12 protein-coding genes are annotated in these 15,750 nt (G+C 53.3%); 4 read left to right on the top strand and 8 right to left on the bottom strand.

Annotated features, from left to right (window positions below; all coding sequences use genetic code 11):
* Nucleotides 1-601, top strand: a 601-nt coding sequence (locus tag AC2FNE_RS09315; protein ID WP_496805231.1) for an aminoacyl--tRNA ligase-related protein, incomplete at its 5' end; no start/stop codon positions are given.
* A gap of 53 nt (nucleotides 602-654) precedes the next feature.
* Here the strand turns inward: AC2FNE_RS09315 and AC2FNE_RS09310 are convergent.
* The 5 genes from AC2FNE_RS09310 to AC2FNE_RS09290 form a co-directional block, all read right to left on the bottom strand.
* Nucleotides 655-1,209 carry a helix-hairpin-helix domain-containing protein gene (locus tag AC2FNE_RS09310; RefSeq protein WP_170605147.1) on the bottom strand — a complete coding sequence of 185 codons (555 nt, stop codon included), beginning with the start codon at nucleotides 1,207-1,209 and terminating at the stop codon, nucleotides 655-657.
* A 96-nt stretch (nucleotides 1,210-1,305) separates the two neighbouring features.
* A complete protein-coding gene (locus tag AC2FNE_RS09305; RefSeq protein WP_170472839.1) occupies nucleotides 1,306-2,292 on the bottom strand; it encodes a fatty acid desaturase in 987 nt (328 codons plus the stop codon).
* 157 nt (nucleotides 2,293-2,449) lie between these two features.
* Nucleotides 2,450-3,913 carry a ribosome biogenesis GTPase Der gene (gene der, locus AC2FNE_RS09300; protein ID WP_496805230.1) on the bottom strand — a complete coding sequence of 488 codons (1,464 nt, stop codon included), beginning with the start codon at nucleotides 3,911-3,913 and terminating at the stop codon, nucleotides 2,450-2,452.
* 49 nt (nucleotides 3,914-3,962) lie between these two features.
* Nucleotides 3,963-5,285 (bottom strand): PQQ-like beta-propeller repeat protein, encoded by a 1,323-nt coding sequence (locus AC2FNE_RS09295; RefSeq protein WP_170605141.1) that lies wholly within the window; start codon nucleotides 5,283-5,285, stop codon nucleotides 3,963-3,965.
* Nucleotides 5,286-5,332: 47 nt separating this feature from the next.
* Nucleotides 5,333-6,004 (bottom strand): hypothetical protein, encoded by a 672-nt coding sequence (locus AC2FNE_RS09290; RefSeq protein ID WP_496805229.1) that lies wholly within the window; start codon nucleotides 6,002-6,004, stop codon nucleotides 5,333-5,335.
* Between the two features lie 226 nt (nucleotides 6,005-6,230).
* On the opposite strand from AC2FNE_RS09290, the gene AC2FNE_RS09285 reads away from it, so the two are divergent.
* On the top strand, nucleotides 6,231-7,460 hold the full coding sequence (locus tag AC2FNE_RS09285) for an efflux RND transporter periplasmic adaptor subunit (RefSeq protein WP_496805228.1): 1,230 nt from the start codon (nucleotides 6,231-6,233) through the stop codon (nucleotides 7,458-7,460).
* Entirely contained in the window at nucleotides 7,457-11,245 is a 3,789-nt protein-coding gene (locus AC2FNE_RS09280; RefSeq protein ID WP_496805227.1) for an efflux RND transporter permease subunit, read from the top strand. Before AC2FNE_RS09285 ends, AC2FNE_RS09280 begins: the two co-directional genes overlap by 4 nt.
* Before the next feature lie 51 nt (nucleotides 11,246-11,296).
* Here the strand turns inward: AC2FNE_RS09280 and AC2FNE_RS09275 are convergent, their stop codons facing one another.
* On the bottom strand, nucleotides 11,297-13,120 hold the full coding sequence (locus tag AC2FNE_RS09275; protein ID WP_170605134.1) for an ABCB family ABC transporter ATP-binding protein/permease: 1,824 nt from the start codon (nucleotides 13,118-13,120) through the stop codon (nucleotides 11,297-11,299).
* Nucleotides 13,121-13,180: 60 nt separating this feature from the next.
* Entirely contained in the window at nucleotides 13,181-14,527 is a 1,347-nt protein-coding gene (locus AC2FNE_RS09270) for a LysM peptidoglycan-binding domain-containing protein (protein ID WP_496805226.1), read from the bottom strand.
* Nucleotides 14,528-14,653: 126 nt separating this feature from the next.
* Between AC2FNE_RS09270 and AC2FNE_RS09265 the strand changes: the two genes are divergently transcribed.
* Nucleotides 14,654-15,205, top strand: a complete 552-nt coding sequence (locus AC2FNE_RS09265; protein WP_170605130.1) for an LOG family protein — start codon at nucleotides 14,654-14,656, stop codon at nucleotides 15,203-15,205.
* Nucleotides 15,206-15,247: 42 nt separating this feature from the next.
* On the opposite strand, the gene AC2FNE_RS09260 is transcribed toward AC2FNE_RS09265, so the two are convergent.
* Entirely contained in the window at nucleotides 15,248-15,703 is a 456-nt protein-coding gene (locus AC2FNE_RS09260; protein WP_496774534.1) for a baeRF12 domain-containing protein, read from the bottom strand.
* Nucleotides 15,704-15,750 lie beyond the last annotated feature (47 nt).

The following is a 15,750-nucleotide window of genomic DNA, read 5'->3' as shown; positions in this document are numbered from 1 at the left end:
GTCAGAGGTCACCCTGACATACTCTGTTTCAGGCGACATTCTTGAGGAACGCGACTTGCCCATTCGCATGACGGCTCATACGGTCTGTTTTCGTTCCGAGGCGGGCAGCGCTGGAAAGGACACCGCGGGAATGTTGCGACAGCACCAGTTCGAAAAGGTCGAAATGGTCTCTATCACACATCCCGAGAAATCGGATGACGAACAAAAGCGCATGTTGCGCTGTGCCGAAGGCATTCTGGAACAATTGGGTATTCCGTACCGTACGGTCGTTTTGTGCACTGGGGATATGGGATTTGGTGCACGCCGCACCTTTGATATCGAAGCTTGGCTGCCCGGCCAGGGTACCTATCGCGAGATCAGTTCGGTTTCGACCACCGGAGATTTTCAAGCACGTCGCATGAATGCTCGCTTCCGTCCCGAGGGAGGCGGTAAGCCAGAATACGTCCATACACTAAATGGATCGGGCCTCGCGGTCGGTCGTTGCTTGATTGCCGTTTTGGAAAACGGTCAAAACTCAGACGGCACCGTCACCCTTCCCGACGTCCTTGCGCCCTATCTCGGCGGTAAGCTGACGCTTTTGAATAACGGTTCGCTGTCATAGAAAACCAGCGCATTTGCGACGCACTGGTTTTGGAGTAAAAACGCGGAGAAGAACTACTTCTTCGCTTTTTTCTTGCCGGACTTTTTGTCTGATTTTTTGTCAGACTTTTTCTTTTCATCCTTCTTTGATTTCTTGTCCTTTTTGGACTTTTTCTTGACCTTTTCCTTGGCCTTTTTAAAGGCGGCTTCCATCTCAGACTTCTTTTTTGCGGCTTTTTCTGCCTTGGCTTTTGCTTTGGCCTTTTTCTTGGCCTTAGCCTCTGCTGCCGCCAACTCTGCAGCCGCGCGTTCCTCGGCCGCTTTGCGCTCAGCTTCCGCCTTTTTAGCGGCGGCAGTAGAGCGTGCAGCTGTTGGTCGCGTCGACGGTTTCCGGGTCGTCGTTTTGCGAGCCGGCGCACGGCGGGCAGGAGCCTTAGCTGCGGGTTTTGACGCAGCGGCCTGTTTTGCGGCAGCTATCAGTATCGGAGCGCGCGAAGCACCGATGCGTGGGACTTTCAGCAAGTCTTCAGGCTTGGCCTTTGCCAAGTCTTCGGCAGTTTTGAAGCCATTCGCGCTCAGAGCTTGCGCCAGAGCGGGTCCTACGCCTCGCACTTCGGTAACAGCGGTCATTTGAGGTCCTTTCTTTCTCTCCCTGCAGATTTATGTATATACTTTAAATATACATTTTAACAAGAGCGCACTACCTGAGCAAAGCCCAACGTATTCTCAACCATTTTGTATAACTTGCGAACCCGATATTTTCCCCGGGAATGGGACCAACCTGTTCGTTTCTTCATCCCATAGTTTTAGGTTCAAGGCAGCAACGGCCTCGGGGAACTTGATCCGGCGGGGCGTAAATTCTGGCGGTAGGTTGTAGTGGCAAGCTCGTAACCGATAAGATGGAATGCGCGCATTGAAATGGTGAATGTCGTGTAGGGTGATACACGCGACGGCATTGTCGAACCACCAGCCAAAATCCAACGCTGATGACCCTTGCAAGGCAGCCAATTGCGGATCCAAATCCGGTCGCCGATCCCAATAAGTGTCTTCAAAATTATGCTGAAGATAAACAAGAAAGACGCCCAACATACCGCCCAGAAACGAAAATACCAGCCAGACTAAGATCCCCGTGGTACCTGAAACAAGGTATAAAAGCCCAAGGAAGACAACGATAGAAACGTTGTGCAAAAGCACGCCTTTAGCTCCAAAACGCATTGTATTCTTGGGCCAACGATAGCGGATAAAATAAGTAAACAACGCGCCAGCAGGAACCAGAATGAACGGGTTTCTATACAGACGATAAAACAAACGTGTTTTCCAGTCGGCCGCGTTCCATTCCCGCAGGGTCATTGTGTGGATTTCACCAGTCTCCCGGTGATCGAGATTGCCAATGCCAGCATGATGCAGGTTATGGTTCTGTTTCATCACCTCAAACGGTGCGAAGGTGAAAGGTGAAAGGCCATGGCCCGCCCATTCATTCTGCTGTCTCGTTTCAAACAAAGAATGGTGGCCGCAGTCGTGCTGCAGTACATAAAGTCGAACGGCAGAAAACGCAAAAACGACTCCGGCCGGGACCATGACATACCATTTTTCGACATAAACAATCGCCAAAGCCAGCGACGCGAAATAAACCGCAAAAGTCCCGAAATAGCTTAGCGCGGCCAACCGGTTGTCCTGCACCGCGTATTGCCGCGTGTATTCCCTCAAATCCATCAAGACCGCTCCCACGATGCCCGGCCGAAATCTAATTCAAAGCTAAGGCGGAATTCCCGCAAATCATGGTACGAGAACAAATTCTCGCAATCAAATGCTAATGCGCCGCAGCTGGGCTGTCACGCCTTCAACTTGAAAATGTAAGAATTGGGCAGGGTTATGCCCTGCCCTTAAGATGTTTAGCCAATGCACCAGCGTTCTTTTTTCGGCGCCCTTTGTAGGGGTTCTTGTCACCTTGCCCGCGTAACGTCAGGCGAATTGGGGTCCCCGGCATGTCAAAGTCCTCGCGCAGGCCGTTAATCAGATAACGCGAATAGCTGTCCGGCATTTTGTCTGGGTGCGAGCACATAACGACAAATCCAGGCGGGCGCGTCTTGGCCTGGGTCATATAGCGCAGTTTGATTCTGCGACCTTGAGGCGCAGGAGGCGGGTGTTGTTCCAACATAGCCGTCAACCAACGGTTCAAGGCGGCGGTTGGCACTCGGCGGTTCCAAACTTCGTGTGCCTTTAAGATAGCTTCGCGAAGACGCTCTAACCCCCGTCCTGTTTTGGCTGAAACCGTAATCAGCGGTGCGCCTCGCAACTGGGGAAGCAGTCGTTCAAACGATTCTTTCAAGTCGCGCAGTTTTTGCTGCTTTTCGTCTTCAATATCCCATTTGTTGACAGCGACAACCACGGCGCGGCCTTCCCGCTCGGCAAGATCAGCGATCCGCAGATCCTGCTGTTCAAATGGAATGGCTGCATCCAACAACACTACGACGACTTCGGCAAATTTCACTGCTCTCAGGCCGTCAGAGACTGATAACTTTTCAAGTTTTTCCTGAACCTTGGCCTTTTTGCGCATGCCAGCGGTATCAAATATCCGCATTGGAGTGCTGTCACCGTCAGGCCCGGCCCAATCCACCCTCAGGCTAATTGCATCTCGGGTAATGCCGGCCTCGGGACCGGTCAACAGACGATCTTCGCCAATTATCTTGTTGATCAGAGTGGATTTTCCAGCATTGGGACGCCCTACAACCGCCACCTGAAGCGGTTTCGCATCAGATATTATGGGCTCTTCGCCCTCGCCCTCTTCATTCAATTCTATGTCGGTCGCTGGCGCATCGTTTGTTTGTTGCGCTTCTGCTGCGTCGGCCAATGGCATTAGCTGCGCATACAGGTCCGTCATCCCTTCGCCATGTTCGCCCGACATCCGTACAGGCTCGCCGAGGCCCAAATTATAAGCTTCAAGCACACCAGCGTCCGCCGCGGAACCCTCAGCCTTATTGGCTGCTAAGATCACATGTTTTGCCCGTTTTCGCAGGATTTCAGCAAACATCTCATCAGTTGGAGTAAGGCCGGTTCGCGCATCGATCATGAACAGGCAAACGTCTGCCATATCAACTGCGCGTTCAGTCAGGCGACGCATCCGCCCTTGCAAACTGTCGTCCGTCGCGTCCTCAAGACCTGCGGTGTCGATCACAGTAAATCGAAGATCGCCCAGCCGACCTTCGCCTTCACGCAGATCCCGCGTTACCCCCGGTTGATCGTCAACCAAGGCCAATCGTTTGCCGACAAGGCGATTGAACAGAGTGGATTTACCCACATTGGGGCGCCCCACAATTGCGAGGGTCAGCGACATGATACTCAACTTTCAAAACTCAAGAAGCGCCCTTTAGCGCATCTTTCCGTCAACGGAAAGCGTGCAGTTCGCCCTTGGTCGAAACGACGTATAGCGTTTGCCCTGCTACGACAGGGGCGGTAGTCGCGCCGTTCGGAACCTCGACTTGGTGCACCAGCGACCCATCGACCGGGCTAAAAAAGCGCAAGAATCCGTCATTTGAGGCGACAACAACTCGGCCTCCGGCAACAATTGGGCCGTAATGGGCAAAGATTGGTCCCCGACGCCCTGGCCTGTCCTTGACAAAACCTGGCAGGTCTTGGGCCCAGACTATCGATCCGTCAGAAGCATCCAGGCGGACCAACTGACTGCGATCGCTGATCAGAAAGATGCTGTTACCTGCAGGCCAGACCGTATCAACTGCGCCTTCAGGCGCGGTCCAGCGGCGCTCACCCGTGGCGGCATCAAAGGCGACAGTGCGACCAGAATGGTTTCCGATATAGATCGTGCCGCCTGAGACCATGGGACCTCCGGTTACGTCTACGACACGCGCAGCAGCGCGCCCGCGACGTCCACCGGCAACAGAAGCGTTCCAGCGCCGGATACCTCCTTTGCGAAAAGTCGCCGCGACATCGCCGGACCCAAATGCGAAAACCGCTAAGTCCGAGGTCACAACCGGAGCTGGAGCCCCAAGCACGTTGCCAACGCTTGGAGTGCCTTGAACCTGCCAAGCAATGCGCCCATCCTTGGTGTTGACTGCCCAACCAGTATCGTCACCAGCAACAAGATACAGCAGCCCGTCGCTAACCAATGGCGCACCACTGCCTGTAGCATTCAAACGCTTTTGCCAACGCTGAACTCCAGTTTTGGCATCCAAAGCCGTCAGCCGACCAAATCCGGACGAGACGTATAGAATCCCGTTCGCATATGCTATGCCACCGCCGGTCGCATCAATTTCTTTTTCGGTGGCAGGGATAACATTAGTGCTCCACGCGACTGCCCCTTGAGGAGTAACGGCTGAAACTGTTGCCGCTGCATCGAGCGTGTAAATCAATCCCCCAGCAACAACCGGATCAGCAGTTATGCGCTGTTTGCGCGCGTCGCCCGCTCCGATCGAGGTTGACCAAATCCGCTGAGGCGTAGCGCGAAGAGCGGCATTTGTTGTCCGAAATGCAGCTGTACCTGGGCTTTGCGGCCAGCTGGCATTCGCAGACTGCCCGGGCAAACTGATCGGTTTTGATCCCCGCGTCTCAACTGTTTCATTGTCTATCGCAGGACGAATGTCTTCACGCTCGCCAGGTAAAATAACCTCAGGCTCCTGACAGGCGCTGAGAGTCATTAGGGTCAGCGCAGAAACCACTAGTCCAAAATGAGAAATATATTTTGCTGCCATGATCTCTTGCACCAGCCTGTCACATCCCGTTTTGCCGACCCGAAGGATCAACCTTTCTGCGCCACAAGTGGTTCCGGCTCACCGCCGAGTGCCACAATCAGCTGACCAGCACGTTGTTGAAGGTCAAAGCTGGCCTCTGCGTCCTGGCGAAGAGCCTGCAGGCGTTCAATCGCGGCCTGTGTCTCTCCCTCTGAAATCTCGATAAGAGCGAGCTGCTCTTCGGCCAGCAGCCGCAAAGGTGCACCAGGTGCTGCCAGGGCCTCAAATTGCTGACGCCGATCAGCGGCCGGCAAAGAATCAGTTTGCAGTAACAACGCTTTGAAACTGGCGATAGCGCGATAAATCTCCGGCAGATCGCCCTGAACCGCGATAGCATTCAACTTTTCGACAGCCTCAGCCTCGGAACCCGCCTCGAATTGTGATGCGGACGAAAGCATGTTCAGAACCGCGTCCCCGCCAGCTGATTCAGCATCAATCTGGCTTAGACGTTCAGCGCGCTCGGTCGACCCGTTCTCGGCCAGCGCGGAAAGGATTGCGTCGCCCAGTGCCTCGGCTTGGCCGGTTTCGCGGGCCTTACGGTATTCGTTGAACGCTGCGCCGCCAACGATCGCGACTACAGCAACTACCCCGATCCATCCCCAACGACGCAAAAGCAGGTACATGCGGTCGCGTCGTACCTCTTCGGTGACTTCATCAATAAAACTATCGGCGTCGCTCATCCTGCCCCCGGGCGTTGTATTCGGCTTTCTGGCGCCATGTCATACCCCGCCGCCACGGCCAAGCCAAGTGCCCGAATTCACACATTCTGTGATATACTGGCGCCTCTTGCCTAAAAAAGTGAACCGAACTATTCAGTTCAGTATGGACATGCATGGGGTTCGGCCCCATTTCAAGGCATGTGCGCCAAGGTTCAGTTTGGCCAAGGTATTGGTAGAGAGGCTTTGTATGCGGTTGATTTCCCTGATCAACGCGGTTTTGGTCACCGTCGCATTGTATTTCTTGGTTTTTCAACGGGATGAACTGTTTGCGTTCGCTGGTCGTGGCGAAGATCAATCCGCATCGGCCGAAGAATCCGTTGAACAGGGTTCTGTCGTCGCCGAAAACGCTGTTGGAGTCGTCGCACTCCGATCGACCGCACGCGAGATAGGCAGTGCCGTGCTCTTGCGGGGACAAACAAAAGCGAACCGTCAGGTTGAAGTTTTGGCAGAAACTACGTCGACAGTGGTCTCCGAACCGATGCGCAAAGGCGCATTTGTCGAAGCGGGTGATCTTCTTTGCGAACTTGACCCCGGCACACGTCCTGCGGGTCTGGCCGAAGCGATGGCAGGAAAACTTGAAGCAGAAAGCCGAATACCCGAGGCTGAGGCTCGTTTGGAAGAAGCTCACGCTCTGGTCGCCGAAGCCGAAATCAATCTGAAAGCAGCCAGCCGACTATCTGAAAGTGGATTTGGATCAGAAACACGCCGAATTTCCAGCGAGGCCGCTATGAGCAGCGCCGATGCCGGCGTGAAATCTGCTGAAGCAGGATTGGAAGCCACTCAAGCGGGTATCGAGGCAGCCGTAGCCGAAGTCGCCGCAGCCCGTCGCGAAATGGACAGGCTTACCATCGAGGCTCCGTTCAAAGGTTTGCTGGAAAGCGATACCGCAGAACTAGGGAGCTTGATGCAACCCGGATCACTGTGCGCGACTGTTATACAGCTTGATCCGATAAAACTGGTCGGTTTTGTTCCGGAAACTGAAGTGAATCGCATTATTGTAGGGTCCTTGGCCTCGGCCAAACTGGTTACAGGGCTTCAGGTTGAAGGTCGCGTAACTTTCTTAAGTCGTTCGGCAGACGAAACAACTCGCACATTTGAGGTGGAAGTAACCGTACCCAACCCCGAACTGTTGATTCGAGACGGCCAAACCGCAGAAATTCAGATTGCAGCGGAAGGCGTCAAAGCTCACTTGCTACCGCAATCTGCTCTTACACTCAACAATGACGGCCAGTTGGGTGTACGTACAGTCGGGGCGGGCAACATCGTCGATTTCATGCCGATTGAGTTGCTGCGCGACACGTCCGAAGGCGTATGGATCGGTGGCCTTCCAGAAACAACTGATGTGATTGTTGTAGGGCAGGAATTTGTGACAAGCGGTGTGGCCGTGGCGCCGACTTACATGGAAGAATCGCAATGACGGGTATCGTCAGTTGGGCCGCTGGCCGCGCCAGAATGGTTCTGGCGTTCATTGCGATCTCACTTGTTGTGGGGGGGTTCGCCTATGTCAGCTTGCCTAAGGAAGGCGAGCCGGACATTGAAATCCCCGCCCTGTTCGTTTCAGTGTCATTCCCCGGAATCTCGGCAGAGGATTCCGAAAACCTTTTGGTCAAACCAATGGAAACCGAACTGGCGGATTTGGATGGCCTAAAGGAAATGACCGCCACCGCTGCTGAAGGCTATGCCGGCATCGGGCTGGAATTTGACTTCGGCTGGGACAAGACAGCCATAACCGCCGATGTGCGTGATGCAATGAACAGCGCACAGGCCGAATTTCCCGATGGCGCTGAACAATATTCACTGTTCGAAATCAACTTTTCGGAATTCCCGATAGTCATCGTGAACTTGACGGGCGCTGTACCTGAACGCACAATGGCCCGCATTGCCAAAGACTTGCAGGATGAACTTGAAGCATTGGATTCTGTGCTTGAAGCTGGAATAGCGGGTAATCGCGACGAGTTGCTGGAAGTTATCATCGATCCACTTCGACTCGAATCCTATAACGTTACAGCGGCCGAATTGATCGACGTCGTGCGCAACAACAACCAATTGATTGCGGCAGGCGAAGTAGAAACGGCGCAAGGCACATTCTCGGTTAAAATTCCGTCCTCGTTCAAAACCGCACGGGATGTGTACGAACTGCCCGTCAAAGTTAACGGCGACCGCGTCGTAACTCTGGGTGAGTTGGCCGAAATCAATTACACCTTCGAAGACCGCTCGGGTACTGCCCGCTTCAATGGCGAAGCCACCGTGGCGTTGCAAGTGGTCAAACGCAAGGGATTCAACCTGATTGACACAGTTGAACAGGTGAAACAGACAATTGATGCAGCCCAGACTAAATGGCCACCTGAATTGCAGGCGGCCGTCGATGTCGGAACTTCTAACGACCAGAGCCGTATCGTTGGATCAATGGTCAGTCAGCTGGAAGGATCTGTTCTGACTGCGATCGCTTTGGTGATGATCGTAGTGCTTGCGTCATTAGGAACGCGTGCCGCGCTTTTGGTTGGATTTGCCATTCCGACATCATTCCTCCTTTGTTTTGCATTTCTTGCTGTAATGGGTGTCAGCATTTCCAATATCGTGATGTTCGGTCTCATTCTGGCAGTCGGAATGTTGGTAGATGGCGCCATCGTTGTTGTCGAATACGCTGACAAACGCATCAAAGAAGGCGTTGGCCCCATGCACGCCTACGTTCAGGCCGCTCAACGGATGTTTTGGCCGATCGTGTCGTCAACGGCCACTACACTTTGTGCCTTTCTTCCCATGCTGTTTTGGCCCGGTGTTCCTGGCGAGTTCATGGGGATGTTGCCCGTTACGCTTATTTTCGTACTTTCGGCGTCGTTAATCGTCGCGCTTATCTATCTTCCGGTCATGGGCGGCGTTTCCGGACGCCTTAGCCGCACTTTCGACCGTATGTCGAAATGGTTAAGGGCACGTACTCCATGGTGGGTACGCGCAGCATTGGTCCCGCCTTCACTTTATTTGATTTTCCTTGGCGCGATGCAGATGCTGAACCCCAGCTATTTGTTGCCCGGCGGCTCTATCGTTGGAGCGTTTCTATTTTTGTTTGGAGCTTTTGCAGGTTCGGTTACGCTCAGCGCGGCGCGAATTGAACGTAAGGTCGACGAGAAGGTTCAAACATCAAAAGAACACACCCCTTTTGGTTATTTCGTCAAATTTCTGGTTGGAAATCCGGTAATGCCGATCGTCGCTATCGCAGCGGTGTTCGCAATGGTTTTCTACATTGCTTTTGTACTTTTCCCACAGAACTCTCGCGGAGTTGAGTTTTTCGTCGAAAACGAACCGGAACAAGCCACTGCGTATGTGCGCGCCCGGGGAAACCTGTCTCTGGCTGAAAAAGACGCGATGGTATTGGCGGCAGAAGAGGTCATCAGCGCCCATCCCGCAGTTATTAATGTCTTTTCCTTTGCTGGCGAAGGCGGTTTGGATCAAAACAATGGCGGTGCCCAAGCCCCGGCTGATACGGTAGGGCGAGTTCAGTTCGAGATCATACCATGGGAGGATCGGCCCACCGTATCGGAACCTGTCGCTGGAGGACGTTTGGAACGGCAGGTTATTGCGCCTGAATTCGATGGCGATTTCGTGCTGGAAGAGTTGAGTTCCGAACTTGCCAAGTTACCGGGTATCGTGGTCGAAATTTTGGCCTTAGAACAGGGACCCGCGTCGGCCAAACCGGTACATTTGCGTATCAAAGGCGACAGCTGGGAAGATCTGACCACAGCCGCGTCAAACGCACGCTCGGTGTTTGATTCAATGCCCGGCCTGATCAAAGTCGAAGACACCCTACCGCTTCCCGGAATCGACTGGCAAATCGACGTCGATGTCGCCAAGGCCGGGCGTTTTGGCGCCGATGTTGCGACCGTTGGTGCAATGGTACAATTGGTGACACGCGGCATCCTGTTGGGCGAAATGCGCCCTGACAGCACGGATGAGGAAATCGAAATAAGGGTCCGCCTGCCCGAGGAAGACCGAGTGTTATCAACTTTGGATACTCTAAAAGTGCGAACCCAGGATGGGTTGGTGCCTCTTTCGAACTTTGTCACGCGTAAGCCAGTGGCCAAACTCGCGGTAATCGACCGGGTCAATCAGGAACGTTACTATGACGTAAAAGCGGATGTCGAACCCAGTTTGAGCAAAGTGTTCATCGAAGGTTCAGATGGGGCAGAACAACGTTTGGCCGTAATGAAAGAGGTCGCCGAAGGGGCAGAACCTTCCGGAACGGTTTTGACCAACTCAGAAGGCAAGGCTTTTGAGCTTGTGCAGCTAACAGGCGCCGAAAGTATCGATGACCTGCAAAATGCCATTGAAAGCGGAGATGCCAAGTTTGGTCTGATCAACCCGAATGAACGTATCGCGGTTCTGACCGAATGGTTAAACACCGATCCCTTTACCAACACGGTAAGTTGGGAATGGACCGGAGACCAGGAAGATCAAGAAGAATCGGGCGCCTTTCTGGTCAACGCGTTTGCTGGTGCGTTGGGGCTAATGTTCGTAATTCTGCTGGCGCAATTCAATTCGTTCTACAACTCTGTTCTTGTTCTTTTGGCCGTCGTGCTTTCCACAACCGGTGTACTGATCGGAATGATGTGGATGCAACAGCCCTTTTCGATCATCATGACCGGGACAGGTATTGTGGCGCTTGCAGGGATTGTGGTGAACAACAACATTGTTCTGATTGACACTTATCAGGAATACAGCCGCCAAATGCCCAGAATCGAGGCTATTGTACGAACGGCCGAGGCGCGAATTCGACCCGTTTTGCTAACAACTTTGACAACTATGGCGGGCCTCACGCCAATGATGTTCGGTTTGTCTCTGGACTTTATCAATGGTGGATATTCAATCGACAGCCCCACTGCGCTTTGGTGGAAGCAGCTTGCGACAGCAGTTGTTTTCGGCCTGGGCACGGCAACCGTGCTGACTCTGATCGTAACGCCATCGTTTCTTGCGCTTCGGGTTTGGGTTGTCACCTACTCGGTCTGGCTGGCCAAGGCATTGGCCGGTCTAACCGGGGGCCGGTCCAGTCAAATTGCGCAAGATATGAAAATTGGCCGCACGGCGCGCCAGATGCAATCCACCGAAGTCGTCTGGACTGACAACGCCGACGTAATTTTCGAGTCGCAAAGAACAGATAATGACAATCCGGACCATCCTCCTTCAACGCCATTGAAGGCCGCTGAATAGTCTGTTGCGACGGCGTTTCGATTTAGAGTTTAACCTTAAAGTATGCAGTGATCACGCAACCTGCGCATCCAGTTGCTGCCTGTTCCAAAGCTGTGCATAGCGCCCCTCATGCAAAAGCAATGCATCATGGGTGCCTTGCTCTATGATTTTGCCTTTTTCCAAAACGACAATCTGGTCGGCCTCGGCAATAGTACTTAGACGGTGCGCGATCGTTATCACAGTCCGCCCTTCACCAGCACGAGCAAGCGCATCCTTGATATCCTGTTCCGTATCTGTGTCCAAAGCTGATGTCGCTTCGTCCAGCAGCAGAATCGGAGGGTTCTTCAACAGTGTTCGTGCAATGCCGACGCGTTGCTTTTCTCCCCCTGATAACTTAAGTCCGCGTTCGCCGACTTTGGTATCATAACCTTGCGGCAAACCTTCGATAAACTCGTGTATTTGGGCCGCTTTAGCAGCGGCCTCGACATCTGCTTGGCTAGCACCATCCCGACCGTAGGCGATGTTGTAGCGGATCGTGTCGTTGAACAGGACCGTGTCTTGAGGAACTACTCCAATAGCTGAATGAAGGCTGGATTGTGTAACGTTCCGAACGTCTTGCCCGTCAATCTTCAACGCGCCACCGGTAACATCATAAAAACGGAACAACAAACGCCCAATTGTGGACTTTCCTGAACCGGTTGCACCCACAATAGCCACGGTTTTCCCGGCTGGCACTGTCAAGGACACTCCACGCAAGATCTCCCGATCTGGATCATATCCGAAACGAACATTGTCGAGGGTGACTTGCCCCCCAGCCACCTCAAGATCACGCGCACCGGGCTTGTCGGTTACCTCAGATGGCTGTTCCAGCAAATCGAACATTTGTCCCATATCAACCAACGACTGACGGATTTCGCGGTAAACCGTGCCAAGGAAATTCAGTGGGACCGTAATTTGGATCATGTACGCATTGACCATGACGAAATCCCCCACAGTGAGCGTTCCGTTTTGTACTCCAATGGCCGCCAGAACCATGACACCAATCAATCCCGCAGTGATCAGCATGGATTGACCAAAATTCAAAAACGCAAGCGAATAAGCCGTTTTTAGCGCTGCCTGAGCATACGCCTTCATCGACACATCGTAACGTTCAGCTTCGCGCGTTTCCGCATTGAAATACTTGACAGTTTCGAAGTTCAATAGGCTGTCGATCGCTCGTTGATTGGCTTCGGTATCCTGATCGTTCATTTCACGACGCAGTTTTACGCGCCATTCGGTCACCGCAAATGTGAACCAGATGTACAGTGTGATTGTCGCTGCGACCACGACCAGATACCATACATCGAACAACCACATTAATATGACCGCCACCATCAAAAGTTCTAAAATCAGCGGTCCAATGGAAAAGAGTAAAAACCGCAGCAGGAATTCTACGCCTTTGACGCCCCTTTCGATAATGCGGCTTAGGCCACCAGTGCGCCGGGTCACGTGATAGCGCATCGACAATTGGTGGATGTGCCGAAATGTTTCTAGCGCCAGCGCTCGCAGTGCCCTTTGCCCCACCGGTGCGAACAGCGCGTCCCGCAACTGCTGAAATCCAACGGTCATCATTCGAGCTATGCCATAGGCAACGGTCAAACCCACCGCTCCCAACGCCAGCGGGGGCACACCTTCGCCAGCTAACCCATCAACTGCGCCTTTATATAAAATCGGGGTGTAGACAGCGATCAGCTTGGCCAAGACAAGCATCAACAATGCTATTACCACACGCCGCTTTACCCACGGCTCATCATCAGGCCATAGATATGGTGCAACTTTGCGGATGGTGCGCCATCCCGACTTGCGCTCGTCCTGGTCTCGCGTCTCAATAGGCGGATTCGCGGGCTTTCGTCTCATCACGTACCTTAACATCGGTCTGAGATTGACCCTGGCCCGCACTGGGCCAGTGTCAGCGTTCTATTCGGGGATCGTGAAGATTTGCCCGGGATAAATCAGGTCTGGGTCGCGGATTGACTCGCGATTGGCATCGAACAGCCTGACATACAACACTCCATCGCCATAACGCTCGCGCGAAATAGCCCACAAGGTGTCGCCTTTTTGAACTGTGACGGACCTGATCGGAGCTGCCGTCGACGAGTTGGGGATGGCCGCTGCCTCGGCAGCCTTCAACGTTTCGATGGGTTCACGTTGGAAAGGTGTCTCGATCCGGCTAACCACGTCGCCTTCGGGTGAAACCTCGTCTACGCGCAATGTATAGACACCGGGATCCACACCTTCGATTTCTCCGCGCCACTGACCGTCGTTCGAAGGATCCAAATCTGCCACAAGATTGTTGTCCAAATACAGACGCACCGAGGAATCATCCTGAACGCGGCCTGTCAGCTCAACCTCGCCTTCGTCTGAATACCCAATTGTGTCGAGTTCAACTTGATCCGGCGGTGTTTCGCTTGCTGCAGGCGGCTTAACCAGTTCGACGCCATCTTCGCCAGACCTCAGGATAGCCACCTGTTGGCTCGGCTTGTCGGGGTTCGTGGTTGGGGTGATAGCCGCAGGTTCTTCGTCGGTTTCGGTTTCAGCAACAGAGGTTGCTGTCTCCGAAGACTCTGTCTGCGGCTCTTCTAATTCTTCGATTTTTGGGTCAGGGCTTTCTGCGTCAGAAGCCTCCAATCCGGCGGTTTCGGGGTCCTCGGTTTCCTGAGGAGCATTATCCGTTAGCTCAGGCCCAGGCTCAGGCAGAGCGGCGATCAGATAGTCATCAGAACGAACAGGCTCATCCTCATTTTGAGTTTCCAATACCAACCCTCTCGCATCATCATCAAAAGGAATTGACAGAAATTCGGCGAACTGACCAGTTTCGTCCACGGTAAAGCTGTGAACAGTTTCGCCATCCAGCACGACGTCGACTTCGGAACCCGGATCTGCTGTTCCTGAAAGCAAAGAATTCCCGTCTGGTTCGACAAAAATCTGATCCAGAACCGGAGCGGCAGTGGCGATTTCATCAGTTGCGGGGTCTTCAGACTCAGATTCAACGGCGGGTTCGGAAATATCCGCCGATTGGTCCGTGCCGACATTTTGTTCCAGAGCTTCGGCCTGAATATCCTCTGTCGACGCCGCAGGCTCATCTGTTTGCAACTCTTCCGACGGTTGCTCAACAGCAACGTCGGTTTCGGTCGGTGACTGTGTAGGTGTCCTGTTGAAAATCCCCGATAGATAAAGCCCCCCTGCCACCAAAACAGCGACGAGCCCCGCAACCAGCCCCCAAATAAATGTTTTAGAGCTTCCGCTTCCCGATTCGGCGTTCATTCTTTTCCTTTCACCCCGCCACACAAATACCCCGAGTGTCGAGCATTCGATCGGACGGTTGAGCCAATCTATCAATGTCGCTATCAGGGGTCAAAACCTCTGACACAAGCCCGGAGAAGTCATTCCATGTCTCAGAAATCTGTTTGTGTGTATTGCGGGTCACGCAATGGCACTAATCCGGCCTATTCACAAGCTGCCAACCAATTTGGACAGTTGTTGGCTAAGGAAGGTTGGAGATTGGTTTACGGCGCCGGAGACGTAGGGTTGATGGGCGAAGTTGCGCGCGCAGCGCAATCGACCGGCGGTGAAACCTTTGGTGTGATCCCTGTTCACCTTTTGCAACGTGAAGTGGGTAAGACAGACCTTACGCGATTCATCGTAACCGAGACGATGCATGAACGTAAGAAAGTCATGATCATGAACGCTGATGCCGTCGTCGTGCTTCCCGGAGGAGCGGGGTCTTTGGACGAGTTGTTCGAGGCCCTGACCTGGCGACAGTTGGGTTTGCACGACAAGCCCATACTGGTCTTGAACATAGACGGTTACTGGGATGCATTGCGCACTCTTCTGCAGCAAGTCATCGATCAGGATTTCGCTGATGCATCACTGTTAGATTTTATTACCTGGGTCGACAGTCCTAACGCCGCGATGTCTGCCCTGCGGCAGGTTTTAGACTGACGTAATAGATGGGCGGTGTGTAACCGCCCTTATCTTTCCCGTTCACGGAACAGACGATTTCAACCGATTGCTCAACAAAGCTTCTACTTTGCGTAAGGGGTGATTGGTCATGGTCTTGTCGACTTCGGCGACAACTTTAGCCAAGACTTTACTGTGAAGCCGACGACGTAGAAGCCCCAGTACATGCGGACTTGCAACTAAAACCAATCGTTTATACGCGCCTTTTAAACCCTTTCGGTTCAGTAAATTTGCCAAATCTTGCACAAAAAGAGATTTCGCATGGGTTTTCCAGTCGGGCTCCTCTATGGCCGACTTTTGGTTCGGCCCCGCGTCATACCTACGACCGGCACGATCCGTAGGTCTGGGTTGAGGCGTATCAAGCTCCTCGACGGAGACGACAACCAGATTGGGGTCCTGCGCGTCGGTGATATTCTCCATCACCAGCGCCTTTTCTCCGTCCGCGATAATGACCCAAGTTCCCTGTTCAAGTGCAGCCATAGTGACCTCCTGTATCGATTTATTTGCTCATCCCTCATCCAGCGGGC

This window comes from Ruegeria sp. YKSD179, assembly GCF_059612885.1.
The sequence above is the reverse complement of the archived record's forward strand: the minus strand, read 5'-3'. Positions and strand labels throughout refer to the sequence as shown.

What these genes read in the sequence shown, in the direction of transcription:
- der (WP_496805230.1), bottom strand. Translation starts at nt 3,913, where the DNA reads ATGTCGCTGACCCTCGCAATTGTGGGGCGCCCCAATGTGGGTAAATCC.
- AC2FNE_RS09290 (WP_496805229.1), bottom strand. Translation starts at nt 6,004, where the DNA reads ATGAGCGACGCCGATAGTTTTATTGATGAAGTCACCGAAGAGGTACGA.
- AC2FNE_RS09280 (WP_496805227.1), top strand. Translation starts at nt 7,457, where the DNA reads ATGACGGGTATCGTCAGTTGGGCCGCTGGCCGCGCCAGAATGGTTCTG.
- AC2FNE_RS09260 (WP_496774534.1), bottom strand. Translation starts at nt 15,703, where the DNA reads ATGGCTGCACTTGAACAGGGAACTTGGGTCATTATCGCGGACGGAGAA.
- AC2FNE_RS09265 (WP_170605130.1), top strand. Translation starts at nt 14,654, where the DNA reads ATGTCTCAGAAATCTGTTTGTGTGTATTGCGGGTCACGCAATGGCACT.
- AC2FNE_RS09285 (WP_496805228.1), top strand. Translation starts at nt 6,231, where the DNA reads ATGCGGTTGATTTCCCTGATCAACGCGGTTTTGGTCACCGTCGCATTG.
- AC2FNE_RS09275 (WP_170605134.1), bottom strand. Translation starts at nt 13,120, where the DNA reads ATGAGACGAAAGCCCGCGAATCCGCCTATTGAGACGCGAGACCAGGAC.
- AC2FNE_RS09310 (WP_170605147.1), bottom strand. Translation starts at nt 1,209, where the DNA reads ATGACCGCTGTTACCGAAGTGCGAGGCGTAGGACCCGCTCTGGCGCAA.
- AC2FNE_RS09305 (WP_170472839.1), bottom strand. Translation starts at nt 2,292, where the DNA reads ATGGATTTGAGGGAATACACGCGGCAATACGCGGTGCAGGACAACCGG.
- AC2FNE_RS09270 (WP_496805226.1), bottom strand. Translation starts at nt 14,527, where the DNA reads ATGAACGCCGAATCGGGAAGCGGAAGCTCTAAAACATTTATTTGGGGG.
- AC2FNE_RS09295 (WP_170605141.1), bottom strand. Translation starts at nt 5,285, where the DNA reads ATGGCAGCAAAATATATTTCTCATTTTGGACTAGTGGTTTCTGCGCTG.